Genomic DNA, 23,186 nt, shown 5'->3' with positions numbered 1-23,186 from the left:
ACGCTGGCGGGAGTACCTCGTACGGCCCGCGCCCCGAGCGCCCCACCGTGCGCCGCCCCAGGATGGGATCATGCCGAAGCCCTTCCGGATCCGCGCCGCCATGACCGTCGCCGTACTGCTGTCCTCCCTGGTGGCGGGCTGTAGCAGCGGCTCCGGCAACGGGGACCTGACCGCGCAGAAACTGGACTGGAAGGACTGCCCGGCGCCGTCCCCGGCGGAGGGCGGCGGCAGCCCCCCGTCGCCGCTGCCGAACGGCGGCACCTGGCAGTGCGCCACCATGAAGGCGCCCCTCGACTGGAACAACCCCAAGGGCGCGACCATCGGCCTCGCGCTGATCCGGGCGAAGGCGAGCGGCGACCCGAGCAAGCGGATCGGGTCGCTGATCTTCAACTTCGGCGGCCCCGGCGGCTCCGGCGTCACCACGTTGCCCGCCTTCGGTGAGGACTACGCCAAGCTGCGCACCCGCTACGACCTGGTGAGCTTCGACCCGCGCGGGGTCGGCCGCAGCGACCCGGTCGAGTGCAAGAGCGACGCACAGCTCGACGAGTACTTCCAGCAGGACGCGACGCCCGACGACGCGGCCGAGCGCGCCCAGCTCCTGGACCGCACCAAGCAGTTCAACGGAGCCTGCGAGAAGAACTCCAAGAGCGTCCTGCCGCACGTGCGCACCACGGACGCCGCCCGCGACATGGACCTCATGCGTCAGGTCCTCGGCGACGAAAAGATGCACTACTTCGGCATCTCGTACGGCACCGAACTCGGCGGCGTCTACGCCCACTTGTTCCCCAAGAACGTGGGCCGGGCCGTCTTCGACGGGGTCGTCGACCCCACGCAGAACCCCGAACAGAGCTCGCTCGGGCAGGCCCAGGGCTTCCAGCTCGCGCTCGACAACTTCGCCGAGGACTGCACATCGAAAACCACCGAGTGCCCGATCGGCGACACCCCGCAGGACGTCAAGGATCGCATCGCCAAGCTGCTCAGCGACCTCGACAAGAAGCCGATCCCGGGCATCTTCCCGCGCCAGCTGACCCAGACCGCCGCGACCAACGGCATCGCGCAGTCCCTGTACTCCAAGGACTTCTGGGAGTACCTCACGGAGGGCCTCGAGCAGGCCTACGACGGCGACGGCAAGATCCTCATGCTGCTGTCCGACTCGATGAACGGCCGCAGCGAGAACGGCGAGTACAGCAACATCACCGCGGCGAACACCGCCATCAACTGTGCCGATGACAAGCCGCGGTACACCGCCGACTTCGTGGAGCAGAGGCTGCCGCAGTTCCGCTCCGCCTCCCCGCTGTTCGGGGACTTCCTGGCCTGGGGCATGCTCAGCTGCACCGACTGGGCGGTGCCGGGTGCCGCCGACCATCCCGACGTGAGTGCGCCCGGGGCGGCGCCGATCCTCGTCGTGGGCAACACCGGCGACCCGGCGACCCCGTACGAGGGCGCGCGGAAGATGGTGGACGCGCTGGGAAAGGGCGTCGGCGTGGAGCTGACGTACAAGGGGCAGGGGCACGGCGCGTACGACAGCAAGAACAAGTGCGTGCAGGACGCGGTGAACGGCTATCTGCTGGATGGGAAGGTGCCGCCGACCGGGACGGTCTGCTCCTGACGCATCGGGATTACTGATAGAAGTCGCAGGTCAGAGGGTTATCCACAGGCTGGCACGGGCTCGGCTTGATCCGCCTACTATGGCCTGACTGCTCCCCGCGGCTCCGTGCGGGGAGCTCGTGAGGGGGGTGTGCATGTCGCGTTTCGCACGATGGACCGCCACGGTCGCGGCAGCGGTGCTGCTGGCCGGATGCAGCAGCGGATCGTCCGGCGGAGGCGGGAACGAGGGCAAGGGCCGGTCCGATACACCGTCGGCGTCGCCGACCGCCACGTCGGCCGCCCTGCCCGCCTCACTCACGGCACAGAAGCTCACCTGGGGTGGCTGCAAGGCCACGGGAGACTCCCCGGCGCCGAGCGCCGACTGGCAGTGCGCCACGCTGAAGGTGCCGCTGGACTGGGCGAAGCCGGACGGCGAGACGATCGGTCTGGCGCTGATCCGTGCCAAGGCCACCGGGGGCGACCACATCGGCTCGCTGCTGTTCAACTTCGGCGGCCCGGGCGGCTCGGGCGTGTCCATGATGCCGTACTACGCCGCCACGGTCTCCAAGCTGCGCCAGCGGTACGACCTGGTGAGCTGGGACCCGCGCGGGGTCGGGGCGAGCGAGGGCATCCGCTGCCGCGGCGACCGGGAGATCCAGTCCGCCGAGACGGTGGACGCCACCCCGGACACGTCGGCCGAGGAGCAGGCCTACTTCCGGGACTCCACCGACTTCGGCAAGGGCTGCGAGAAGGCCGCCGGGAAGCTGATGGCGCATGTGTCGACGACCGACACGGCCCGCGACATGGATTTGATGCGCCAGGTCCTCGGCGACGCGAAGATGCACTACTTCGGCATCTCCTACGGCACCGAACTGGGCGGTGTGTACGCCCACTTGTTCCCCAAGAACGTGGGGCGGCTGATCCTGGACGCGGTGGTCGACCCGAGCGCCGACTCGGTGGGCCACGCCGAGAACCAGGCGAGGGGGTTCCAGCGGGCTTTGGACGACTACCTCAAGTCCACGGGCCAGGACCCGAAGCAGGGCTCGCAGAAGATCGTGAACCTGCTGGACGGGATCGACGCCAAACCGCTCCCGACGTCGTCCGGGCGCAAGCTGACACAGACGCTCGCGGTCACCGGAATCGTCCTGCCGCTGTACAGCGAGGCCAGCTGGCCGACGCTCACCAGCGCCCTGAAGGCCGCCGAGCAGGGTGACGGCTCGAAGCTGCTGTCGCTCGCCGACAACTACAACGAGCGCGACTCCTCGGGGCACTACGGCACAACGGCCCACGCACAACGGGTCATATCGTGCCTGGACGACAAGCAGCGGCCCACGCTGACGGAGACGAAGAAGCTGCTGCCGGAGTTCGAGAAGATCTCGCCGGTGTTCGGGGACTTCCTGGGCTGGGACACGGCCGGCTGGTGCCACGACTGGCCGGTGGCAGGGCAGTACGACACCCCGGAGGTCAGTGCGCCGGGTGCGGCGCCGATCCTGCTGGTCGGCAACACCGGGGACCCGGCGACGCCGTACGAGGGCGCCCGCAGAATGGCGGACGAGCTGGGCAAGGGCATCGGCGTGGAACTCACCTGGAAGGGCGAGGGACACGGGGCGTACGGCAACGGGAGCGACTGCGTCGACTCGACGGTGAACGCGTATCTGCTCGACGGGGCGGTACCCAAGGACGGCAAGGTCTGCTCGTAGCGCCCACGCCGGGCTCAGGGCCCCGGGCAGCGGAAAGGGGCCCGGCACTGGTGGTGCCGAGCCCCTCCGGGACCGGGGAAGGCGTGTGTCTAATAGACCGGCAATTAGGTCCACATAGGCATTGGCCTGCGGTTTCTCCCCCCTCTCACCCCTCTTGGGCCGTCGTGGGGCCGTCATCGGTGCTGGGGCCGTCACCGAAGGCCCGATTCACTGCCTCGCGTGTGCGCTTCTCGCTGCTCGGCATGAGATGGGTGTACGTGCGGAGGGTGAAGCCGGGATCGTGGTGCCCCAGGTACTCGGACACGGCCTTGACGCTCTCCCCCGCGTCCAGCAGGACCGACGCGTAGAAGTGCCTGAGCGCATGCATCCCGTTCTCCCGCCCGCGCGGTACCCCAGCCGCATCCAGGGCGGGCCGCCAGGCTGCTCGGTTGAAGTCGTTGCGGATCACCTCACCGCCCTTGTCGCTGCGGAAGAACACGGACGCCGTGACCGGCGAGCCGTCGACCGTCCGCCACGGCAGGGTCACGGCCACGGGCGGATGCCGGGTTATGTGCTCCTCCAGGGACCGGGCGACGCTCTCAGGCAGAGGGACCGTACGCGTCTTGCCTCCCTTGGGCAGGGCGAACACCGGGCGGTGGTGGATGAGCTTCACCTGGCGGACGACGTGGACCAGGCCCTCGACGAAGTCCACGTCTTCAACGGCGAGCCCGAACACCTCGCCCTGACGGAGGCCGCATCCGCCAGCCACGTCCACCATGGGCCGGTACTGCTCCGGCAGCGCCGAACGCACCGCGAGAACGCGCTCACGCGACCAAGGAACGATTCGCCTCACGTCCGCCTTGGGTGCCCGTACCGATGACGAGCGGCAAGGGTTGTCCGTTATGAGCCGGTCGTCGACAGCCGCCGTCAGCATGGTGCCGAGGTTCGCGAAGATGACCCGCTGATAGGCGGGCGCCACTCCCGCATCCTCCAGCTTCCGCAGCCACTCACGGATATGCGTAGGACGGAGCGCACCGAGCGTGCGACTGCCTAGGTACGGCAGAACGTGCCGCCGAATGCGCATCTCTGTGCCGACAAAGGTGCCAGGGTCCATCGTGAGCGACGCGAGCCACCGCTCAGCGTGCTGCCTCACAGTCAGGCGACCGGCACGCGGATCGATGTACTGTCCGCGCGACATGTCCGCCTCGATCTGAACGAGCCACTGTTCAGCGAGCCTCTTCTGTCGGTCCGGGAAGGACTTGCTTTTCTCCGTACCGTCGGGACCGATATAGCGAGCGCGGTAGCGCATGCCGCTGCCGTGGCGGTCGGTCTTGGCCCTACGGGTCTTGCCGTCCGGGCCGACCTCGCTGCGGAACCAACGGTCCTGGATGTGTCCAGCCATCAGGCAGCCTCCCCGATCCGGGAGTCGACCCAGGCCCGCACGTCGTTCGGATCGAAGCGAAGGTGCCGGCCGACTCGGAAGCCGCGGGGACCCGTGCGCTTGCGGCGCCACTGGTAGACCGTCTCGACACTGGGCAGCTCGAACATCTCCACCAGGTCGTCAGGCGTAAGGAAGCGGTTCGGCAGCTCAGAGGGCACGTCACCACTCCCTTTCCTGGATGGGCTCGTCGCGTAGGGCTTCGCGGGCGGTTTCACGGTTGAGCTGGAGGTCACGGGCGATCGTGGCGGCGAGCGCGGATTCGCCGGGGGTGTGGCCGTGACCGGCGTACTGCCAGTCGGCGAGGACCAGTACGGTGTCCGGCTCGTGGCCCTCCAGGCCGAGGGCGGCGTGCTCCTGGGCGGCGCGGTAGTCAGCGCGGGCCTGGCGGAGTTCGCCGAGGGTGGTCGAGTAGCGGCGGGACTTGGAGGAGAAGTGGCCGCGGAAGCCGAGCATGTGGGCCCAGGCCCAGAGGCGGCGGTCTGGGTACAGCGGATCGAGGGTCTTGCACGCTTCGATCAGGCGACGGGTGTGGTCCGGGACCTGGTAGCGGTCGAGTTCGGAGAGTTCGCCGATGCGGCGGTCGAGGGTTCCGGTGTTCTCGGCTGCTTTGGTGGCGTACTTGGCGACGTAGGAGGCCACCTTTTGCTCGGTGATGTCTGAGCGGTCTCCGAAGGCCTTCACGGGCCGGACGTCGAGTTGCTTGCCCCAGCGGAAGGTGCGAGTGGGCTGGCCGTCGGCGGCCGGGACCGAGACCGAGGTGTACGAGTGTCCGACGGCGGCGCGGATGGCGTCGGCGAGGAGATCGACCGAGGCCCAGGCGGGCGGTGGGGTGTCGGGTCCCTCGGGACCGTCGAGGCGGATCACGGCATGGAAGTGAAGGGCACCACGTTTCTGGAACTCGGCGACCTTGCCGTACGAGACGCGAACGTGGTTGGGCAGTTCGCGGCGAGTGAGTCCAGCGCGGGCGGCGATCTCGCGGCGCAGTCGGGTGGTGAATCGCATCCACAGGTCGCCCGCATGGTTGTTGAAGAGGACGGCGCCCGCGTAGTCGTACGACACCGGATCGAGCGCTGTACCGACCGCCGAGTCGTCGGCGGCGTGGCGGGTGCCGCAGCGGCAGACGCCGAGGTCGGGGCGATTGTGGACCGGGCCGAAGGAGGGGGCGGTGAGGGTGGCGAAGACGCGGGGGTGGTCGCGGACGGTGGTGGGGATGTCGCGGCTCTCGTCTCCGGCCAGGCCTGCGCGGATGAGGTGGTAGGTGTCGCCCGCGTACGTCCAGGCGCAGGCGGGGCAGCGGGAGGCGCGGCGGTTGCCGCAGGCGAGGCGGAGGCGTCCGCCGGGCTCGTTCTCGGTGCTGTAGTGGTGCAGGGTCTCGCCGGTGGTCTTGTCCTTGTGGAGGATCCAACCGCGCAGGTGGATGGGGTCGGCGCAGCCGCCGGTGCGGCGGATCTGGTCTTCCCAGCGGTTGTAGTCGGGGGCCGAAGCCACCCTGAGCAGATCGCGGAGGGTGGTCGGGTCGAGCAGCGTGTCAGGCACGGGCGCCCTCCCGGATGCGGCGGGGGCGAGTGGTGCCGGTGCCGTGGCAGGCCGGGCAGTGCGCGGTGATGGTACGCAGGTGGCCGTGACGGTCTCGGCCGCCGAGGGTGACGGCGGCGGAGGCGAAGCCGTCGCAGGCCGGGCAGATCCTCGGCGGGGGCGGAGTGTGGCGGGCCATGATGGTGGTTCCTTTCGATTGCGGTTGGAAGGAACGGCCCCGGGTGGCGGCGTGCTTGGCGGCTTGTGCGCCACCCGGCGGCCGGTCAGAGAGAGATGTGCGTGCCCCGGCGGCCGCGGCCCTTGGCCGCGTACATGGCCGCATCAGCGGCAGCGAGTGCCTCTGTCAGGAGCGGCACCGGCAGTTCGGCGATGGGGCAGATTCCGACCGAGGCAGCGAGCGGCAGGGACACCCCGTCGTAGTGCAGCGGCTGATGGAGTGCGGACGTGAGCGCGTCGAGGTCGGAGGCGGTCAGGTGCCGGATGGCAGCGACGAATTCGTCACCGCCCAGGCGTCCGGCAGTGCCATTGCGTCCGCACCAGGCGTGCAGCCGGTCAGCGGTGGCGATGAGGGCGGCGTCTCCGGCGGCGTGGCCGTGGGTGTCGTTGAGGGTCTTGAAGTGGTCGAGGTCGATCAGAAGCACGGCGGTGGTCGGGTGCCGGCGGATGAGGTATTCGGCACGGGCAGTCCATCCGGCGCGGGTATGGAGGCCGGTGAGCGGGTCGCGGCGGGCGCTGGCGAGGCGGCGGGTGAGGATGCCGCCGTGCACGGCCCAGCCGAGTAACGGCACGATGCCTGCGGCTATCTGCAGATCCATGGCTTCTCTCCTTGACGATGGCGGTTGGCTCGGGCTGATCGGTCTGGGAGGCGGCGGCGTGCTTGGCGGCTTGTGCGTCGCCCCGGGAGCCCGGTCAGCGGCGTTTGGCTTCGGCGGTGATCAGGGAGCGGATCACCAGGGCGCAGACGGCGACGGATGCACCGGTGATGGCGACCGCGAGGAGCATGGAGACCAGGACGGCGCCGACGACCAGGACCACGGCCGTACCGCCGCCGACGAGGGCGAGCACGCTGCCGGGCGTGAGCTGGATGGTGGGGCGGGAGGGCGCGGCCGGGGCGGTGGCGGCAGGCTGGTGGATCGTGGCCGTCTGCTCGGTGACGGGTGCGGGCGGGAGGACGATGCCCGTGGGGACGGGCATGGTCGGGATCTTGGGCCGGAGCATGGTCGGTCTTCCTTCCGTGGCTACTTGACGGCGGGGTCGATCACGGGGGCGAGGAGGCTGTCGGCGAGGAGGTAGCCGCCCAGGAGGAGCACAGCGACGAGCCACCAGGGCGGGCGGATGAGCTTGACGCCGAGCCAGCCGACGACGAGCAGGGCGAACCAGAGCGGGACCTGCATGGCGGGCGGTCTCCTAGCGGACGCGGCAGCGGTGGGTACGTGCGGCGAGCTGCGCCGCGGACTGGCTGGAGTAGTCGGCGGACCAGCCGCAGCGGTCGGCGGTGCATACGGCGGCGTGCTTGGTCTGGCCGTGGCGGTCGCGGTGGGTGCCGATCTGCACCGGGCCGATGCTCATCACGGAGTGGAAGTGGTCGCGGGCAGGCATGTCTGATCAGTCCTTGTGTGCGGTGGGGTCGGGGAACTGAGCGCGGATGCTGAGGGCGATGGCCGGGTCATCGACGCGGTGTGCGGCTTCCTCGGCGAGCAGGTAGGCGAGGTAGGGGCGTCCGGCGGCGGCCATCTCCCGTGCTCCGTCGAGGTAGTCGGCGACCGTCAGGTTGGCGGGGTCATAGGTCATCTCTGTCTCCTCCGTTCTGGTCAGGCGAGTTGGGCGGCGATGGCTTCGGCGAGCTGCGGCGGTACACCGAGCCGGGCGCGCAGGGTGTCGGTGTCGATCGGCGATCCGGTGCGGGCCTGATGTGCCTCGGCAACCTTGCGAGCGTGGTCGACCAGGGCGGCCGGGACGGGCACGGCCGGAGCCGGGGCAGATGCCGCAGTGGCGACCGGCAGAGCGGGGGTGTCGTCGTCCGTCGTGACGGCCTCGCGTTCTGGAGCCGGTTCGGGGGCCGGGGCTGCGGGTGCCGGCGGAACCGGGACCTGGTCCCCGGCCGAGTGGGCCAGGAGCGTGCCGCCGAGGAAGGCGAGGGCGGGCCATCCAGCGATGCCGAGGCGGAGCAGGGCGGGCGGGTCGGCCAGGTTCAGGAATCCGGCGGTGGCGATGTTCGCGCCGAGCGAGGCGACCAGGGCGATCAGGAACCAGCACCAGGCCAGCCGGGACGGACCGTCCGAGCGCAGCCGTCGCCAGGCGGCGACCAGGAGCAGGTCGACACTGACCGGGTAGGCCCATGCCTTCCATCCGTCCTGTCCGGCAGCTGCGGCAAGGTCGTGCAGGTGGGCGAAGGACAGGGCTCCGGCGATGACGGCCTGGACCAGGACCGCGTCGACGCGCAGGGCGGGGCGGGCCATCAGGACTCGCCGCCGGGGTAGGGCGGGCCGCCGTTGGGGTCGTAGCCGGGCGGGAACGTCCCCGGCGGCGGCGCGGGCAGCGAGGCCGCCAGGGACGTACCGACGATCTCGATGAAGTCGGAGTCGGCTCCGGCCGGGTCGCCGTACAGGGCGAGCTGGCCGAGCATCCGGACGGTGCGGGCGAAGTCCTCGCAATCGGGGCACATAGCGGGGCTTCCTCCCTTCGTGAGGCATGGCGGGGGTAGGGACCTGGCGTGAAGGCGGTCACGCCGACCGGAGAAGCGGGAGAGGGTCAGACCGTGGCGGGGGCCGTCTTGGATAGCGACACCCGGGCGGACGGCACCGGAGCGACAGCCGGGCGGAAGGCCGCGAGGGCAGGCAGGTCCGGGGTGCGGTCGGCGTGCCGGTTGCAGATGTTCACGGCCGCGCGCAGCGAAGTGTGCGGGGCACGGATCCGGGCCCAGCCGCCGGAGGAATCACCGGTCACGGCGACGCCGGGCGTGTCGGTCGGGATCTGGATGGCGGCGAGGACGGCGTCCGGGGAGATGTCCCCGAAGGCCATATTGGCGCTGGATTCGTCGTTGACCCGGTGCGCAGTGCGGCCAGTGAGTTGGGCGCGGAGCATGGTGATGCCCTTGCCGAGTTCGGAGCCGAAGCGCTGCCCGCAGATTTCGAGGTAGATCCCGGCCGCGCGGCCGAGCTGGGCGAGCCGCACGAGGGCAGTGATGATCCGGTCCCGGCGTTTCTCCTCATCCTTGGTGGCGTAGAGGGCGAGTTCGGCGACCTCGTCGACCAGGACCACGACCGGGACCGGACGCAGGCGTTCGGGCAGGTCCCAGATGTCGGCGGCGATCTCCGCATCGGGCACGATCACGCTGATGCGCTGCTCGGCGCGGATGAGCTGATAGACCTCCTCCATGTGCGTGACGAGCGCTTCGAGCAGTTCCAGCGCGGTGTCGGGGTTGTCGGCCAGCGCGGAGAACCGGCGGGCCAGCGGGAAGAGTTCAACTCCCTGCTTGCAGTCGATGCCGACCAGGGCGACGTCGTGCGGGGCGAGCCCGGCGACCAGGTTGCGCTGGTAGACGGACTTGCCGGACTCGGTGGCGCCCAGGGTGAGCGCGTGCGGGACGGCACGGTAGTCGCGGTAGTGCACGCCGCCGTCCTCGCGCAGCGCGACCGGGATCCGCATCGGGCGGATGGTGTCGGTCTGGGTGGGCATCTGCACCCGCTTGAGCACGTCGTAGCCGGTCATCCGCAGCTCCACCACGCCGGAGCGCAGCTCACGCGAGGTGACGCCGTACATCGCGAACGAGTGCCGCAGCCGGTCCGAGGCGGCGGCGATGTCGAAGGCGTCCTGACCGGGGCGGAGCTTGAGCCGCAGGACCAGGCCGGTCCGAGTCGGGCGCAGCCGCAGGATCCGCGGCGGACGGGACTCGGGGACGGGCCGGTTGGCGGCCCGGGCCAAGGCCAGGCGCCAGCGGGACGGCGGGACCGTCAGCCCGCAGGCGTCCATGACCGAGGCGTAGCGGACCAGGACCCGCAGCGCGGCGAAGGTGACCCCGAAGGTCATCCAGTACCAGGCGGGGCGCCGCCACCGCAGGAGACCCGCAGCGGCGACGACCAGCACCAGCGTGACCGTGAACGCGGTCACGATCAGGCCGCCTTCGGCTTCGCGGCAGCGGCGGCGAGCGAGGTGACCGCGACCGCGCGGAAGGCGATGCCGTGCCGCTTCTGCCCGTTGAAGTCGTTCTCCCACGGTCGGGCGATCAGGCCCGTGAGCGCGACCGGCGTACCCATGGCCAGCTCACCGGAGATGCCCGGCTCCGGGACGGTGATGGACAGGATCTCGACCGCGTCGTTCGCCGCGAACATCACGTCCACGGTCATCATCGTCGCGCCGGTCTCGGCGTCGGTGGCGATCTCGCCCGTACGGCGATCCTTGACCTTGGGCTGCGGGGTCTTGGCGACCATCACGGTCGCGGGTGGAGGTGTCGACGGGAATCTGACGCACAGCAGATCACTCCTCTATAGAGGTTGGACTCCGTCACTCATGTATATGAGTGACATGAAGAAGAGTGCCTGACTCCTATACATGAGTCAACCCGCCGCGAAGACGAACTCGCGACGGGCTGCGTGAAGTTGAGCGCGCGTCAGTCGGCGGCGGGGATCCGGTACTCGAAAACGAACTGGTCAGCGGCCATGAGCGTGTCGCAGACCTCGACCACGAGACCCTCGGTCGTACGGGCCTCACGGATCAGATGAACCACTGGTGCACCGGGGCTGAGCGCCAGTTCGGACGCCTCCGCCTTGGAGGCCGGACGCGCCTGCAGGGTCTCGACGAACTCGGCGAACTCGTGCCCGTGGTCTTCGAGTCGGGCGTAGATGCCACCACCGCCGGGGTTCTCGGCAAACAACTCCGGGATCTCCTTCACGACGTCCCACGGGAGGTACGACGTCGCGGTCTCCACGGGCGTGCCGTTACGGAAGTAGAGCCGACGCCGGGCGAGCACCTGAGTGCCGGCGGGGACGCCCAATCGCTGGGCGGCATCCTCCGGGGCCTCTGTCGGCCCGATGTAGAGGACGCTCACCTTGGCCGTAGCGCCGGACTGTGCGGACTCGGCGAGGTACGCGGCCTTGCCGCCCTGCCGGTGCGAGCGCCGGAAGCGATCGGAGGAGCGGTGCCGTACCGGCGGCCGATCCTTCACGATCGAGCCCTTGCCGTGCCGGGTCTCGACCAGGCCGCTCGCGCGCACCTCGACCATGGCCTTTCGGATCGTGCCGCCGGAGACGCCGTAGCGATCGACGAGCTCTGACTCACTCGGCACCATCTCACCAGGCTTGAGGATGCCTGCCCGGATCTGCTGCACGATCTCGTCGGCGATCTGCACGTACCGAGGTACGGACCGCTCTCCTCCTACTGCGGTTCCCATAGTCCTTCTCTGCCTCCTATGCTCCTGTACATGAGTACATCACAGGAAGCAAGGTCATCGATGCCGCTGCACTCCGTATCTGTGGCTGGAGTGGTGGTGCGCGAAGACGGCCGCCTCCTGGCGATCCGCCGCGCCGACAATGGCACTTGGGAGCTCCCCGGCGGCGTACTCGAACTTGAGGAGACTCCAGAAGCGGGCGTCGCCCGCGAAGTCCTGGAGGAGACGGGCATCCACGTCGAGGTAGACGAGCTCACCGGGGTCTACAAGAACACGACGCGCGGCATCGTCGCTCTGGTCTTTCGCTGCAAGCCCTCCGGCGGCACCGAGCGCACATCGAGCGAGTCGACGGCCGTTTCCTGGCTCACGCCCGAAGAGGTCAGCGAGTGCATGTCCGAGGTCTTCGCGATTCGCCTGCTGGACGCGTTGGACGGCACCGGCCCCCACGTACGGAGCCACGACGGCCGAAGGCTCCTCAGCGCCTAAAGGCTCATGCTGCGAGCCATGCCTGTCGGTGTCGGGCCACGCTGTAGATCTCCTCGACCTGGTCGACGGACAGCCTGCCGGTGAGCGGAGCCAGGGCCGAAACCTCCCGCTCGCGATACACCCTCACCGTCAGCTGCGTGGCCACCACCTTCAGGTCGGTAACGCCGACGAAGACCAAGACCGGCTCCACCGGCACAGCAATGCCGCAGTAGCGCTCAAGCACTCGTTGTACGCGCTGGGCCTCTGCCCGGCTCTTGCGGGCGTAGGGTTCCGCAGGCCCGTGATTGACCTTGACGGCATCGTCACCGACCCAGACCGCCTTCTTCGGGTGATGCTTCGTGTTGATGCTGAACACCCCACCTGGCCCGATCAGCAGGTGGTCGAGGTCCACATCTCGGGGCAGCGGTATGGAGTGCAGCACACGCCACCCTTGGCGTCGGAGTCGATCGAGTTCGGCGCCCACACGTCGCTCTCCAGCCAGGCCCTTGCGCCATGAGTCCCCAGGGGCGGGGCGTCGCAGGAGCCGGGCCATGAGCCGAGCCGCGAGCCCCGAAGTCTCTGTCGCGAGCCGCTTCTGTAAGGCCTTGCCAGGAGGGTTCGCGGCGAGGTCGTCGTCTGGACTCAGCGGCGGCAGGACGGGGATCCGGTGCGATGGCTTGGGCCCGGGTGCCGGCGCCTGGCCCAGGCAGGGTAAGTGCCGCTGCAACGTGACGATCACGGCATCCTGGTACTGCCTGAGCAGAACAGTGATCTGACCCGTCTTGCAGTCAGCCCACCCGGCAGCTGTGCCGTCCGGAAGGTTGGCGTACAGACGGTCGTGACCGTGCCTCTTCCAGCGCGTGACTGTCAGCTCGACCATGGTCCCCCCTGAGACTCGGCAGCATCGATGCCGCCATGCCAACAGCGGGAGCGTCCGGCCACAAGAGCGCGATCGGGATAGAACTTTCCCTACTTCATCAAGGCCCGCGCACGGCGCGGGCGCGCGCCGCCTCTGCGGCGCGGCCTGCCTCCTGTCTGCGCCCCGGCTGGCCGCGCCCGGCGGCGCGCTACGTGCAGCGGGCAGAAGCAAGGAAATCACCCGCGGGCCAAAGACATGCCTCCGGCGGGGGCTCTCAGGCTCCGAGATGGCGGGGGCGCCGTTCGCGTGTGCCGGCCGAGTGGTGGCGTGCGCGGGGAGCTCCCATCCCGCCTGCCGTCGACCCAGGCAGAGCCGAGCAGACGTGGCCCATGGCGTCCAGGTCGTTCGTACAGTGGCGCGCTCCACCTGGACGCCATGAACCACGCCCGCTCCACGGTGTGTGGGTCGACGGCAGACGGGATGGGAGCTGGGGTGAGTAGTGGGTTGAGGCATGGAGGATCTGTCACTGTCGGGGAATGCTGCACTTGGCCAGGTCACGACTGCGACCATTGAGGAGTGACCTCAACTCCCCTATGGGTACCGCTAGTAGTCGCTGGTGTCGGTGTCGTAGCGACGCTGGTCGCAGGGACCGTTGGTGCTTTGATCACGCAGCGCTGGTCAGACCGTCGCGAAAGAGTCGCCTGGGAGCGTGAGCGACAGCGTGAGCGCGAAAGCTGGGCTCGTGAGGACGAGGCCCGTACGTTCGAGCACCGCAGACAGGCGTACGTGGAGTTCTATGAAGCGGTAAAAGCTCTGGCCAGGACCGCTTACAACCATTGCTACGGCTTCACAGAAGGGCCTGAGCTAAAAGAGGGCTGGCAGTCTGATGCTTTCGCCAAGCTCGCACAGTTGCAGTTCTACGCCGATCGGGCCGTAGCCGCTGCTGCTTCCGCTGCCTACAGCGCCGCCTGGTCGTGGGGTCAGTACGGTGTACACGATGCTCCCGACGACCCTAGCTTCTATGAACGGCAGCAGAAGTTCGACGATGCTGAACTTAAGATGCTCCTCCTGATGCGAGAGAGCCTGTCGATTCCGGAAGCTGACCTGACACTTCCACCTCCTGGCTACAGCTACCAGGGGGACCAAAGCGGAGACGGGCATCGGGGGGGCCATGGCTGATGACAGTGACGTCCTTATTGAGTTCTGGAAGTCGCAGTGTGACCAGGCGCGGCAGGTGGAGAACCAACGCGCGGTCCTGACCAACATCGTGATTCTGGTAGCAGCGGCCGGGCTGGGGTTCATCGCACAACAAGGTCTGCGACCCTCAGTCCTGGTCGTCACGGTTCCCATGACGTTGCTCGGGTCGTACGGGGCATTAGCATGCATGAAGTACCGGGAGCGGAATGCTCTACACAATGCACAGGCCGTTAGCCTCCGGAAAAAGCTTGACGCTCTGCACCCCGCTGTTTCTATAGGTGCAGCGTGGGCCGAGGTCCAACGCGATCAACAAGCGAAGTTCCCTCGGCTATTCAGAGTGCGTCTATTCATGCTGTGGGTGGCTCTTCACACAGGCATCGCCGTGGGGGGCTGCTTGTTGAGCGTTTGGGCACTGCTGCTCTAACCGGCCCAGCCACCAACCGCTCGAACCTTCACACCGGTTCTGCCGTTCTTCCCCGTGCCACAACCGCGCCAGATGGGGCGGGGACTCACAGGGAACCGCGGTCGCCGACGGGGCGGCAGCCAGTAGGTGCCGAAGTCAGTATCCCGCAGGTCAGGCCTCAACTCGCCCCACCTCGCCCCTAAAGCGGTGGTCGACGGGCCCGTGCCCTTCGCGTGCCCGGTCCAGCGGGAAACCACGGAGGACAACGGGCACTCACGAGAGCGAGACACGAGAACGGCCCCGACCTAACTAACCAGGTCAGGGGCTGTTCGCACTGCTCTCAGAGCGGAGGCGGTGGGATTTGAACCCACAGTGACATCGCTGCCACGACGGTTTTCAAGATCGCTCGTGGGGCTGGCCACCCATCGAGGCTTCGCCACCTATCTAGTCACGCACCGCAACAAGGTTGGCAACGCGCGGAATTGTTCGATAGACAGCGAGCGGAATCACAGAAAAACCGGGATGCTGAGGAAGATCGATAAACCCCATTCCTCCCAAGTTTTTCATTAGGCCATTGACGCTGCCCGCAAATCTAATCCTATTCACGGTCCCGTCGGAATTGAAGAAATCAAAGTCTGGCACAGTTGTATCTTCAGGACCATAGCTTCCCACGCTGCCCACTAGCGTCCACTCCTGCGGCTCTGTCCCATACCGCGCAAAGAGAATATCTGCTTCCGAATCCAGATACTGTCGCCCTTCCTGCAAACGGGAACCGATCAGCACTCCTCCCGATTCGACAGGCGAAAGGTTGACATGCAGACCTGGAGCAAAGATTCCTCTTGCCATGCGGATAATCGCACGGAGTGAATCTCCATCAATCCCCCCGATTCCCTTAAAGTCGGGGATCGAGTCCTCTAGTTGACGTTCGGACTGCGCTTGACCAGGCCTCGGCTGCTTAGTCCCTTGCTGCCCACCCCTGCTTTTCCCCTTGCCCGGGGGCGCCTTGACCGCGGCAGGACCCAAGTCCACACCCATGCCTTGAAGGCCTAGCGCGACAGAAGCGAAGGCCGAGAAGACAGTGGCTGCATATCGAGTGTCGAAGAGAGATCCCATGGCGGTAATGCGAACGAGCGAACCAGGTGGGGCGACTTTTTTGATAGCCCCCGATGCCCACTGGGATGAATCAGACACCTCTTCCGAAACATCCTTGAGCAGACTCTCAGACTCCAACGCTTCTTCCAGCATAGGAAATAGGGCATCACCAAGGGATTTTTGAGTGTACCTCTCACTGCCGGCCACTTGGAGATGCTGGGCGAAGCTTCGCGGTCCGACCGTGGACCTCTTCTCGTGCGTACTCGTTTCTCGCTCTTCTTCTGCAACGCCACCGTCGAGCTGAGCCAGCATCGCCCGCACCTTGTCGGTGTCTACATACAAAAACTCGCGCAAAATCAAGCGGCACCCCTCATCGAGCTCGAAGTGTGATGCTATATCCGAACCAGTGACGCTGCAGGGTAATTACAGATGTTGACACCGAGTGCCGAAGGGGCTGCCACCGGCGAAAGCACACCGAACGGAGCCCACGCACACCCCCGGTAACACTGGCGCCCTCCCTTTCGGTACGTGCGCCTCGTACTTGGGGCGCTGGGCCCTCTCTGTCCCTAGCGGCGAACCACCCTGCGGGGACTTCCTGGCCGCCAACCTTGGGTGAGTGTCCAACTGCGTAACAGCACTGACGCGAACCCTGCTGGCCGCACCGAGGTGATGCTTCCGTGCGCCCCCGCCGCGCCGCTCCCCCGGTCCAAGCACGACTGGATCATCGGCGCGCATGAGGGGATTCGGAAAGTACTGGGGTTGGGTGGTCTTTGCCGTGCTCATCACGGGCTGGCTGACTTTCGACTTCGGGCCGGTCGTGCTCCTTGTCCTGTCTGGGATCAGCGCCTTCTACTTCTTCTTCAACGTGCCCGTCTGGTGCGGAGCCGAGGGACGCGGTGGCTCGTGCCGTAACAACAGCCACGGCGCGCTCATGGGCTGTCACCTCCGCCAACACAAGTGGCAGAAGCTCAAGATGATCTTCTGGAGGGCTCGGTGGGCACGGCTCCGACAGGAGCTGTTCCAGAACGCGACCACCACCCTGGCCAGCCTGGGCGGCATACTCGCCGTCACGTCAGGTGTAGCGGCCACATTGCAACCCTTGTTCGGCGGAGGCTGGTAGCAGGGAACCGCTAGCCGCGTTCCAGACTCAAAGGTCGAGCCGTGTGACGGCGGCTGCGCGGGGTCTGGGCCGTCTCTGGGCCGTGCGAAGGCGCCCAACGTCGACCGACAACGACAGAAGCCCACGGCATCCGAGCAGCTCAGAGCCGTGGGCTTCTTCAGCCTCGCTGGTCGGCGAGGTCCGTGATCAGTAGACCGGCTTGTGGGGCTCGATCTGGTTGACCCAGCCGATCACGCCGCCGCCGACGTGCACGGCGTCCGCGAAGCCCGCGGACTTCAGCACGGCGAGGACCTCGGCGCTGCGGACACCCGTCTTGCAGTGCAAGACGATCTTCTTGTCCTGCGGGAGGGTCTCCAGGGCAGTGCCCATGAGGAACTCGTTCTTCGGGATCAGTCTGGCGCCGGGGATCGAGACGATCTCGTACTCGTTGATCTCACGGACGTCGATGATCTCGATGTTCTCGCCGTCGTCGATCCACTCCTTGAGCTGCTTCGGAGTGATCGTCGAACCGGCGGCCGCCTCCTGGGCCTCCTCGGACACGACGCCGCAGAAGGCCTCGTAGTCGATGAGCTCGGTGACGGTCGGGTTCTCGCCGCAGACCGCGCAGTTCGGGTCCTTGCGGACCTTGACCTGGCGGTACTGCATCTCCAGGGCGTCGTAGATCATCAGCCGGCCGACCAGCGGCTCACCCGTGCCGGTGAGGACCTTGATCGCCTCGGTGACCTGGATGGAGCCGATCGACGCGCACAGCACGCCCAGGACGCCGCCCTCGGCGCAGGAGGGGACCATGCCGGGCGGCGGGGGCTCCGGGTAGAGGCAGCGGTAGCAGGGGCCGTGCTCGGACCAGAAGACGGAGGCCTGGCCGTCGAAGCGGTAGATGGAGCCCCACACGTACGGCTTGTTGAGCAGCACGCAGGCGTCGTTGACCAGGTAGCGGGTCGCGAAGTTGTCCGTGCCGTCGACGATCAGGTCGTACTGGCTGAAGATGTCCATCACGTTGTCGGCCTCGAGCCGCTCCTCGTGAAGGATCACGTTCACGTACGGGTTGATGCCCTTGACACTGTCACGGGCGGACTCGGCCTTGGAACGGCCGATGTCGGACTGGCTGTGGATGATCTGGCGCTGCAGGTTCGACTCGTCGACCTCGTCGAACTCCACGATGCCGAGCGTGCCGACGCCCGCCGCGGCCAGGTACATCAGCGCCGGCGAGCCCAGGCCGCCCGCGCCCACACAGAGCACCTTGGCGTTCTTCAGCCGCTTCTGCCCGTCCATCCCGACATCGGGGATGATCAGGTGGCGGGAGTACCTGCGGACCTCGTCTACGGTGAGCTCAGAGGCTGGCTCGACCAGGGGTGGCAACGACACGGGGACTCCGTTGGTCGGTCAATCACTACAGTTGTTCTCCCTGTAACACTGCCATGGCCTTCTTCATTCCGAGACACCTGTTCCGATCCGCGAGACGATTTCGTCCCAGTAGCCGGGCATGGTCTCCCAGGGGTCGGCCCGACCGCCGCGATCGGTGCGGTCGGTGAAGTAGATCGTCGCCGCGCCCTGCCAGCGGGCGATGCGCAGCGCCTCGTCGAGGTGGCCGCGGGGCACGCCGTGCACGAAGTGGCAGAAGCGGTCGGGCGGATGGTCTCCGGTCCACTCGGCCACCTGCGACCAGCGGTAGTCGGCCCAGGAGCCGGAGAAGGTCACCAACTGGTCGGCGTTCTCGGCGTAGCCCGGGTGGGGGTGGGTGCCGTGGCCGAGGACGACGTGGGTGTCGGCGCGGATGGCGCGAAGCCCGTTGATGGTGCGGCGGACCTCGGGAAGCGCGGCGCGCTCGCCGGGGCAGCGGTCGAGGAGGAAGCCGTCGACCCGGTACCAGTCGAGGTAGCGGTGCGCGTCCGAGAGCAGGTCGGCGTAGGCGCGGGCGCCGTAGATTGTGTCCAGGTGACCGAGGACACGGACGCCCGCGTTGCGCAGCCGGCCGGCCGCTTCCAGGCAGTGCGGATCGGGGCGCGTGCCGGGACCGCCGCCCGACACGTTGAGGACGACCCAGTGCAGGGGCGTGCCCGGGCGGGTGAGTTCGCCCCACTCCATCGGGGCGACCAGGGGATGCGCAAAGCCGGGGATGCCGAAGCCGGTGCGGACGACGGTGCCCGCGGTGCCAGGTTTGGTGCTGGTCAGATGCGGCATGCCGCCTCCATCCAGATGTCGGCGAGGGACTCTTCGAGGTTGATACGGGGCCGCCAGCCGAGCCGGTCGCGTGCCGTGCGCACGTCGGCCTGCTGCCAGCTGCCGCAGCCGTCGGGGTACGGGTATGCGACTGGGGCGTGGTCGGAGTCGGCGCGGGGGTGGCCGATGGCGGCCCTCAGGGGTCCGGGCGGTCCGTCGAGTTCGTGCAGGGCGCCGCCGTATCCGGCGACGCGGGCGAGAACGGCGGCGGCATCACGCAGGCGGACGGCGCGGCCCGAACCGATGTTGATGACGCCCTGCGCGGCGGAGAGCGAGGCCGCGTGCACGGCGCGGGCCACGTCGCGGACGTCGACGAAGTCGCGCTGGACGCCCAGGCCGCCGAGCTTGAGCTCGCCGTCGCCGGACTGCATGGCGCGGCGCATCGCCTCGGCGAGGCGGCCGAGCGGGGAGCCGGCCGGTGTGCCGGGTCCTGCGGGCGAGAACACGCGGAGGACCACGGCGTCCAGACCCGAGCCCAGCACGAGTTCGGTGGCGGCGAGTTTGCTGACGCCGTACGGGCCGCCGGGGCGGGGGACGGCGTCCTCGGCCGTGGAGGAGCCGGGCTGGCTGGGGCCGTACTCGGCGCTGCAGCCGATCTGCACCAGCCGGGCGCCGCAGCCGCTGCGGCGCAGGGCCTCGCAGACGGTGGCGACGGCGACGGTGTTGTGCCGGGTGAGTTCGCGGGCGCCGCCGCGGGTGGCTCCGGCGCAGTTGACGACGACGCCGGGGTGCACCGCGTCGAGGAAGCGGGTGAGTGCGCCGGGGCTGCCGGACGCGAGGTCGAAGCGGACGTCGGCGTCGTCGCCGCGGCCGAGCGCGGTGAGCTGGACGGCCGGGTCGGCGAGCAGGCGGTCGGCGACGAAGCGGCCCAGGTAGCCGTTGGCTCCGATCAGCAGGACCCTCATCGTGCGGCTCCCGGGGTGTGCGTTCCGGCTGCTCCGGTGGCTCCGGGCGCTCCGGGTCGGGAGGTGGTCATCTGGTGTTCTCCTTCGAAGGGATGGTGCGGTTGCCTCCGGCGGCTGAGCAGGGCGCCTGCGGCTGGAAAAGGTCCGGGTTCTGGTGGGCGGCTCCGCCGCGAAGGCAGCTGTGGCGTACCGCTCATCGCTGCTCTCCCGTCGGCGTGTGTGCCGAGGCGCGGGTGAGTGTGCGGGCCGCGTGGAGCAACAGGGCCAGGGCGGCAGTTCCGCAGGCGAGCGCGGGGACGCTGCCCTCGCCCCAGGTGTCCACGAGGGTCTCGAGGGGGGTCGCCAGGAAGGCGCAGCCGGGGAGCCGGCCGCCGAGGACCAGGGCCAGGGCCGCCGCCTCGACCGCGGCCGCGGCGGTGAGGGCGTGGGCCGGGGCGTGCGCGTGGTGGTGGACGGTGAGGAGGCGGGCGAGCAGGAGGAGGGCGCCCAGGGTGAGGACCTGCGGGAGAGCGATGGACTCGTGCAGGGCCGTGCCGGACAGGGCTGCCAGGCCCGTGAGGGCGCTCAGGAACAGGGCGACCGTGCCAAGCAGCAGCGGCTGTGCGGCGGCGGTGAACTCCTCCAGGCCGCGGCTGGCCGTGAGCCTTCGGTGGACTCGGGCGGCGAAGAGGTGGGCGGTCCAGGCCGCCGGGGCGCAGGCCAGGGTGAGGGCCAGGACCGGTGCGGTGGCCAGGGGCCAGGGGCCGTCGGGAGCGCCGGTGGGCGGCCCGTCGGGACCGCCGTGCAGGACGGCGTGGAGCAGGCCGTCGCCGAGGAGGGCGTAGGCGAGGAGCCAGTGGGCGGACGCGCGCGTGCGTGCCGGTGTGCGCCACATGTGGCCGTCGGGTGGCGTGGCGAGCGGGCCGCGGCGGAGTGCCGCGCGCACGCCGAGGGTCACGGCGAGGACGCCCACGGCGGCCGCCACGAGGCGCGTTCGGCCGTGGGTGAGGTGCAGGGCGGTCACGACCGCCGCGCTCAGCGCTCCGGGCAGCAGGGCGAGCAGGGCCCAGTCGACGCGCGCGCGGGGCGCGGCAGCGGGGTCGGGGGGCGGGAGCGGGTCGTCGTCGCGGGGCACGCGCGCGTACATCTCCTCGGCGAGCGAGAAGACGTCGCGGTGGCGGAAGCGTGCGGCGGTGCGGTCGGTGACGCCGTGCGCCTCCAGCCCCGCCGCGATCTCCAGCGGGTCCACCGCGCGTTCGCACAGCTCGCGGTGACGGTGCATCAGTGCCTTCACGGGGTCCGCGGCGCCCCGGCGGAGGGCGGGTCCACGGCTCCTGCTGGTGCCCGCCCCGGTTCTGCCGCCCGCCGTCACCGGCGGTTCGGCCCGACGCGAGGAGTCCTGTGTACGCCCGTCTCCGGGAGCGGGCTCCGGCTCCTCCCCCGCGAGCCACCCCTCCGAGCGCGTGTCCCACGCGCGGGGGCTGCTCGGGGTTCCGGGGCGGTCCAGTTCACCCAGGTCGCTCATCGGGCTCCCTCCGTGGCCGTCAGGGAGGTGGCTCGCACCGGTGGGCCGGAGGCCCAGGCGGGACCGCCGCGCGCCAGGACGTGGGACGCGGAACCGGTCCAGCGCCCGGGGAGATGGGCCTCGGCCGGGACGGCGAACGGGAGGGGTTCGCCGGCCTCACCGAGGACGACCCGGCGGACGGGGCAGTGCGAGAGGATCTCCAGGTAAATGCCGTGAAATGCCGTGATGTTCTGCTCGACGGTGAACAGTTCGAGCGCCCGGGCACGGGCGGCGGCGCCGAGGCGCCCACGGCGCCCGGGATCGCGCAGCAGAGCCACGCACGCCTCGGCGAGCGCCCGCGGATTGCGCGGCGGCACGACGAGTCCCGTGCCGCCGATGACCTCGACCACGGCGCCGACGTCCGTGGACACCGTCGCGCGGCCGCAGAACATGGCCTCGACCAGGCTGATCGGGAAGCCCTCGACGACGCTGGAGAGGACGGTCACGGCGCCGGAGGCGTAGACGTCGGCGAGGGTCGGGGCGTCGGGCTCGCCGATCTCCTCGAAGGAGACCGGGTTGTCGCCGACGGCATGCACGCCCTCTGCCTCGTCCGGGAAGAGTTGCGCGGCGAGCGCCCGGCAGTGGCCCAGGTACGCCTCGCCCTCGGCGCCCGCCGCCGCGCCGACGACGCGCAGCCGTGCCTTGGGCTCCTCCTTGCGGACCTCGGCGAAGGCGTGCAGCAGGGACACCAGGTCCTTGGCGGGTTCAACCCGGCCGACCCACACCAGCGTGCCCGGGTCGGCGTGGTCGGCCGACTCGCCCACCTCCGCGAAGCGGGACGCCTCCATGCCCGGGTAGACCGTGCGGATCCTGGTGCGGTCCGCGCCGCAGTGTTCCTGCCAGCGGCGGGCGTGCGCGTTGCCCGGCGTGAGGATCGCGGCCCGGGTGTAGACCTCGGCGGCGAGCCTGCCGTGGAAGGAGGCGAGCAGCGCGCGCACGGCGGGAGCGGCCTCGGCAGAGGCGAGGTAGTGCGAGCGCAGGCGCACGCCGTACTCGGTCACCAGCAGCGGTACGCCGGAGAAGTGACCGGCGAGCAGTCCGGGCAGCGCCGCCGCGCCGCCGGCGGTCGCATGGCACAGGTCGACCGAGCCGAGGCCGTCGTCCTCGAACCAGTCGAGGGACAGGGGGCGCAGGCTGCGCTCGAGGTGCGCGGCGACAGCGAGCAGGTCCGGGACGCGGGCCTCGCGCGCCGTGCGCGGTGCGCCGGGTGTGCGGCAGGCGTGTTCCAGCGCGCGCAGGGCGGTTTCGGAGCGGAGCGCGCCGACCAGTCCGCCCTCGTCACGCGCCAGTTCCGCAAGCCCGTACAACGCAGTGGCGAAACGGTCCGCCTGATCATCCGACCCGGCGCAAACCGCTGCGACGAGCTCTCCGTAGCAGTCGGCAAAGCGCCGGCGTGCGCGCCGCCCGTGCACCACCCCGTCGTCCTCGGCGGTCCACAGCGGGGCCGTGCGGACCCGGCTGACCTGCGGAGGAAGCGGGATCCAGCCCTCGTCCTCCTGTTGCCGGCTACGGCTGAGCGCGTAGATGTCGAACTCATGCTGCCCGAGCCCGCGCACGAGCCGGTCGCACCAGAGCCTGGCATCACCGCTCAGATACGGATAGCCACCCTCCGTAAGCAGTCCGATGCGCACGAACGCACCCCCGATCTCCCGTGTGAGGAGCCGCCGTTGCGCCGGCGGCTCGCAGCGGGACGAACGTATGCGGACATGACGGTGGCGCGACGGACGGTTGTCCATCGCGCCACCAAAAGGGG

At 69.2% G+C, this 23,186-nt stretch carries 25 protein-coding genes and 1 pseudogene; 5 read left to right on the top strand and 21 right to left on the bottom strand.

What is annotated here, in order from left to right:
- Nucleotides 1–70 precede the first annotated feature (70 nt).
- Both Q8A52_RS02395 and Q8A52_RS02390 read left to right on the top strand, forming a co-directional pair.
- Nucleotides 71–1,609 (top strand): alpha/beta hydrolase, encoded by a 1,539-nt coding sequence (locus tag Q8A52_RS02395; RefSeq protein ID WP_316748239.1) that lies wholly within the window; start codon nucleotides 71–73, stop codon nucleotides 1,607–1,609.
- A gap of 133 nt (nucleotides 1,610–1,742) precedes the next feature.
- Nucleotides 1,743–3,287 (top strand): alpha/beta hydrolase, encoded by a 1,545-nt coding sequence (locus Q8A52_RS02390; protein ID WP_316748236.1) that lies wholly within the window; start codon nucleotides 1,743–1,745, stop codon nucleotides 3,285–3,287.
- Between the two features lie 145 nt (nucleotides 3,288–3,432).
- Here Q8A52_RS02390 and Q8A52_RS02385 read toward each other — a convergent pair whose 3' ends face one another.
- From Q8A52_RS02385 to Q8A52_RS02320, 14 genes and pseudogenes are all read right to left on the bottom strand, one after another.
- Nucleotides 3,433–4,668: a tyrosine-type recombinase/integrase gene (locus Q8A52_RS02385; RefSeq protein ID WP_316748234.1), complete on the bottom strand. Its 1,236-nt coding sequence runs from the start codon at nucleotides 4,666–4,668 to the stop codon at nucleotides 3,433–3,435.
- Nucleotides 4,668–4,814: a helix-turn-helix transcriptional regulator gene (locus tag Q8A52_RS02380; RefSeq protein WP_316748749.1), complete on the bottom strand. Its 147-nt coding sequence runs from the start codon at nucleotides 4,812–4,814 to the stop codon at nucleotides 4,668–4,670. The genes Q8A52_RS02385 and Q8A52_RS02380 overlap by 1 nt, the downstream gene beginning before the upstream one ends.
- A 52-nt stretch (nucleotides 4,815–4,866) precedes the next feature.
- On the bottom strand, nucleotides 4,867–6,243 hold the full coding sequence (gene repSA, locus Q8A52_RS02375) for a replication initiator protein RepSA (protein ID WP_316748231.1): 1,377 nt from the start codon (nucleotides 6,241–6,243) through the stop codon (nucleotides 4,867–4,869).
- On the bottom strand, nucleotides 6,236–6,421 hold the full coding sequence (locus Q8A52_RS02370; protein ID WP_316748229.1) for a hypothetical protein: 186 nt from the start codon (nucleotides 6,419–6,421) through the stop codon (nucleotides 6,236–6,238). Before Q8A52_RS02370 ends, repSA begins: the two co-directional genes overlap by 8 nt.
- An 85-nt stretch (nucleotides 6,422–6,506) precedes the next feature.
- The gene (locus tag Q8A52_RS02365) at nucleotides 6,507–7,058 is read right to left on the bottom strand and encodes a GGDEF domain-containing protein (protein ID WP_316748227.1); all 552 of its coding nucleotides are present in this window, start codon (nucleotides 7,056–7,058) and stop codon (nucleotides 6,507–6,509) included.
- A 94-nt stretch (nucleotides 7,059–7,152) separates the two neighbouring features.
- Nucleotides 7,153–7,461: a SpdD-like protein gene (locus tag Q8A52_RS02360; RefSeq protein ID WP_316748224.1), complete on the bottom strand. Its 309-nt coding sequence runs from the start codon at nucleotides 7,459–7,461 to the stop codon at nucleotides 7,153–7,155.
- 20 nt (nucleotides 7,462–7,481) lie between these two features.
- Nucleotides 7,482–7,637 carry a hypothetical protein gene (locus tag Q8A52_RS02355; protein ID WP_316748222.1) on the bottom strand — a complete coding sequence of 52 codons (156 nt, stop codon included), beginning with the start codon at nucleotides 7,635–7,637 and terminating at the stop codon, nucleotides 7,482–7,484.
- A 13-nt stretch (nucleotides 7,638–7,650) separates the two neighbouring features.
- Nucleotides 7,651–7,842 (bottom strand): mobile element transfer protein, encoded by a 192-nt coding sequence (locus Q8A52_RS02350; RefSeq protein ID WP_316748220.1) that lies wholly within the window; start codon nucleotides 7,840–7,842, stop codon nucleotides 7,651–7,653.
- A 6-nt stretch (nucleotides 7,843–7,848) separates the two neighbouring features.
- Nucleotides 7,849–8,034, bottom strand: coding sequence for a hypothetical protein (locus tag Q8A52_RS02345; RefSeq protein ID WP_316748218.1), 186 nt, complete (start codon nucleotides 8,032–8,034; stop codon nucleotides 7,849–7,851).
- A gap of 20 nt (nucleotides 8,035–8,054) precedes the next feature.
- The gene (locus tag Q8A52_RS02340) at nucleotides 8,055–8,702 is read right to left on the bottom strand and encodes a DUF2637 domain-containing protein (protein ID WP_316748216.1); all 648 of its coding nucleotides are present in this window, start codon (nucleotides 8,700–8,702) and stop codon (nucleotides 8,055–8,057) included.
- Nucleotides 8,702–8,908 carry a hypothetical protein gene (locus tag Q8A52_RS02335; RefSeq protein ID WP_316748214.1) on the bottom strand — a complete coding sequence of 69 codons (207 nt, stop codon included), beginning with the start codon at nucleotides 8,906–8,908 and terminating at the stop codon, nucleotides 8,702–8,704. The genes Q8A52_RS02340 and Q8A52_RS02335 overlap by 1 nt, the downstream gene beginning before the upstream one ends.
- Before the next feature lie 86 nt (nucleotides 8,909–8,994).
- Nucleotides 8,995–10,353 (bottom strand): FtsK/SpoIIIE domain-containing protein, encoded by a 1,359-nt coding sequence (locus Q8A52_RS02330; protein ID WP_316748211.1) that lies wholly within the window; start codon nucleotides 10,351–10,353, stop codon nucleotides 8,995–8,997.
- Between the two features lie 2 nt (nucleotides 10,354–10,355).
- Nucleotides 10,356–10,713, bottom strand: a pseudogene (locus tag Q8A52_RS02325) (SCO3933 family regulatory protein).
- Nucleotides 10,714–10,852: 139 nt separating this feature from the next.
- On the bottom strand, nucleotides 10,853–11,632 hold the full coding sequence (locus tag Q8A52_RS02320) for a GntR family transcriptional regulator (protein ID WP_316748209.1): 780 nt from the start codon (nucleotides 11,630–11,632) through the stop codon (nucleotides 10,853–10,855).
- A gap of 18 nt (nucleotides 11,633–11,650) precedes the next feature.
- Between Q8A52_RS02320 and Q8A52_RS02315 the strand changes: the two genes are divergently transcribed.
- Complete coding sequence (locus tag Q8A52_RS02315) at nucleotides 11,651–12,115, top strand: NUDIX hydrolase (RefSeq protein ID WP_316748207.1); 465 nt, start codon at nucleotides 11,651–11,653, stop codon at nucleotides 12,113–12,115.
- A 4-nt stretch (nucleotides 12,116–12,119) separates the two neighbouring features.
- Here Q8A52_RS02315 and Q8A52_RS02310 read toward each other — a convergent pair whose 3' ends face one another.
- Nucleotides 12,120–12,974: a nuclease-related domain-containing protein gene (locus Q8A52_RS02310; RefSeq protein ID WP_316748206.1), complete on the bottom strand. Its 855-nt coding sequence runs from the start codon at nucleotides 12,972–12,974 to the stop codon at nucleotides 12,120–12,122.
- A gap of 765 nt (nucleotides 12,975–13,739) precedes the next feature.
- Between Q8A52_RS02310 and Q8A52_RS02305 the strand changes: the two genes are divergently transcribed.
- Nucleotides 13,740–14,132 (top strand): hypothetical protein, encoded by a 393-nt coding sequence (locus tag Q8A52_RS02305; protein ID WP_316748205.1) that lies wholly within the window; start codon nucleotides 13,740–13,742, stop codon nucleotides 14,130–14,132.
- Nucleotides 14,133–14,997: 865 nt separating this feature from the next.
- Here Q8A52_RS02305 and Q8A52_RS02300 read toward each other — a convergent pair.
- Nucleotides 14,998–16,005: a DUF6414 family protein gene (locus tag Q8A52_RS02300; protein WP_316748204.1), complete on the bottom strand. Its 1,008-nt coding sequence runs from the start codon at nucleotides 16,003–16,005 to the stop codon at nucleotides 14,998–15,000.
- 373 nt (nucleotides 16,006–16,378) lie between these two features.
- Between Q8A52_RS02300 and Q8A52_RS02295 the strand changes: the two genes are divergently transcribed.
- On the top strand, nucleotides 16,379–16,765 hold the full coding sequence (locus Q8A52_RS02295; protein WP_316748202.1) for a hypothetical protein: 387 nt from the start codon (nucleotides 16,379–16,381) through the stop codon (nucleotides 16,763–16,765).
- A 186-nt stretch (nucleotides 16,766–16,951) separates the two neighbouring features.
- Here the strand turns inward: Q8A52_RS02295 and moeZ are convergent, their stop codons facing one another.
- The 5 genes from moeZ to Q8A52_RS02270 all read right to left on the bottom strand — a co-directional run bounded on the left by moeZ (nucleotide 16,952) and on the right by Q8A52_RS02270 (nucleotide 23,064).
- On the bottom strand, nucleotides 16,952–18,130 hold the full coding sequence (gene moeZ, locus Q8A52_RS02290) for an adenylyltransferase/sulfurtransferase MoeZ (protein ID WP_316748200.1): 1,179 nt from the start codon (nucleotides 18,128–18,130) through the stop codon (nucleotides 16,952–16,954).
- Nucleotides 18,131–18,193: 63 nt separating this feature from the next.
- Nucleotides 18,194–18,946 carry a spherulation-specific family 4 protein gene (locus Q8A52_RS02285; protein WP_316748199.1) on the bottom strand — a complete coding sequence of 251 codons (753 nt, stop codon included), beginning with the start codon at nucleotides 18,944–18,946 and terminating at the stop codon, nucleotides 18,194–18,196.
- Entirely contained in the window at nucleotides 18,934–19,890 is a 957-nt protein-coding gene (locus Q8A52_RS02280; protein WP_316748197.1) for an NAD-dependent epimerase/dehydratase family protein, read from the bottom strand. The genes Q8A52_RS02285 and Q8A52_RS02280 overlap by 13 nt, the downstream gene beginning before the upstream one ends.
- 193 nt (nucleotides 19,891–20,083) lie before the next feature.
- Nucleotides 20,084–21,394 carry a hypothetical protein gene (locus Q8A52_RS02275; RefSeq protein WP_316748195.1) on the bottom strand — a complete coding sequence of 437 codons (1,311 nt, stop codon included), beginning with the start codon at nucleotides 21,392–21,394 and terminating at the stop codon, nucleotides 20,084–20,086.
- Nucleotides 21,391–23,064, bottom strand: a complete 1,674-nt coding sequence (locus tag Q8A52_RS02270; protein ID WP_316748193.1) for a DUF3492 domain-containing protein — start codon at nucleotides 23,062–23,064, stop codon at nucleotides 21,391–21,393. The genes Q8A52_RS02275 and Q8A52_RS02270 overlap by 4 nt, the downstream gene beginning before the upstream one ends.
- Nucleotides 23,065–23,186: the final 122 nt, after the last annotated feature.

The organism is Streptomyces herbicida (assembly GCF_032656585.1).
GTDB lineage: Bacteria > Actinomycetota > Actinomycetes > Streptomycetales > Streptomycetaceae > Streptomyces > Streptomyces herbicida.
This window is presented reverse-complemented; position numbering and strand designations above follow the sequence as displayed.

Bases quoted from the DNA above. Each gene is read 5' to 3' on its own strand.
- Q8A52_RS02395 (WP_316748239.1), top strand. From the start codon at position 71: ATGCCGAAGCCCTTCCGGATCCGCGCCGCCATGACCGTCGCCGTACTG.
- Q8A52_RS02390 (WP_316748236.1), top strand. From the start codon at position 1,743: ATGTCGCGTTTCGCACGATGGACCGCCACGGTCGCGGCAGCGGTGCTG.
- Q8A52_RS02385 (WP_316748234.1), bottom strand. From the start codon at position 4,668: ATGGCTGGACACATCCAGGACCGTTGGTTCCGCAGCGAGGTCGGCCCG.
- Q8A52_RS02380 (WP_316748749.1), bottom strand. From the start codon at position 4,814: ATGTTCGAGCTGCCCAGTGTCGAGACGGTCTACCAGTGGCGCCGCAAG.
- Q8A52_RS02370 (WP_316748229.1), bottom strand. From the start codon at position 6,421: ATGGCCCGCCACACTCCGCCCCCGCCGAGGATCTGCCCGGCCTGCGAC.
- Q8A52_RS02365 (WP_316748227.1), bottom strand. From the start codon at position 7,058: ATGGATCTGCAGATAGCCGCAGGCATCGTGCCGTTACTCGGCTGGGCC.
- Q8A52_RS02360 (WP_316748224.1), bottom strand. From the start codon at position 7,461: ATGCTCCGGCCCAAGATCCCGACCATGCCCGTCCCCACGGGCATCGTC.
- Q8A52_RS02355 (WP_316748222.1), bottom strand. From the start codon at position 7,637: ATGCAGGTCCCGCTCTGGTTCGCCCTGCTCGTCGTCGGCTGGCTCGGC.
- Q8A52_RS02350 (WP_316748220.1), bottom strand. From the start codon at position 7,842: ATGCCTGCCCGCGACCACTTCCACTCCGTGATGAGCATCGGCCCGGTG.
- Q8A52_RS02345 (WP_316748218.1), bottom strand. From the start codon at position 8,034: ATGACCTATGACCCCGCCAACCTGACGGTCGCCGACTACCTCGACGGA.
- Q8A52_RS02340 (WP_316748216.1), bottom strand. From the start codon at position 8,702: ATGGCCCGCCCCGCCCTGCGCGTCGACGCGGTCCTGGTCCAGGCCGTC.
- Q8A52_RS02335 (WP_316748214.1), bottom strand. From the start codon at position 8,908: ATGTGCCCCGATTGCGAGGACTTCGCCCGCACCGTCCGGATGCTCGGC.
- Q8A52_RS02320 (WP_316748209.1), bottom strand. From the start codon at position 11,632: ATGGGAACCGCAGTAGGAGGAGAGCGGTCCGTACCTCGGTACGTGCAG.
- Q8A52_RS02315 (WP_316748207.1), top strand. From the start codon at position 11,651: ATGCTCCTGTACATGAGTACATCACAGGAAGCAAGGTCATCGATGCCG.
- Q8A52_RS02310 (WP_316748206.1), bottom strand. From the start codon at position 12,974: ATGGTCGAGCTGACAGTCACGCGCTGGAAGAGGCACGGTCACGACCGT.
- Q8A52_RS02295 (WP_316748202.1), top strand. From the start codon at position 16,379: ATGAGGGGATTCGGAAAGTACTGGGGTTGGGTGGTCTTTGCCGTGCTC.
- Q8A52_RS02285 (WP_316748199.1), bottom strand. From the start codon at position 18,946: ATGCCGCATCTGACCAGCACCAAACCTGGCACCGCGGGCACCGTCGTC.
- Q8A52_RS02280 (WP_316748197.1), bottom strand. From the start codon at position 19,890: ATGAGGGTCCTGCTGATCGGAGCCAACGGCTACCTGGGCCGCTTCGTC.
- Q8A52_RS02275 (WP_316748195.1), bottom strand. From the start codon at position 21,394: ATGAGCGACCTGGGTGAACTGGACCGCCCCGGAACCCCGAGCAGCCCC.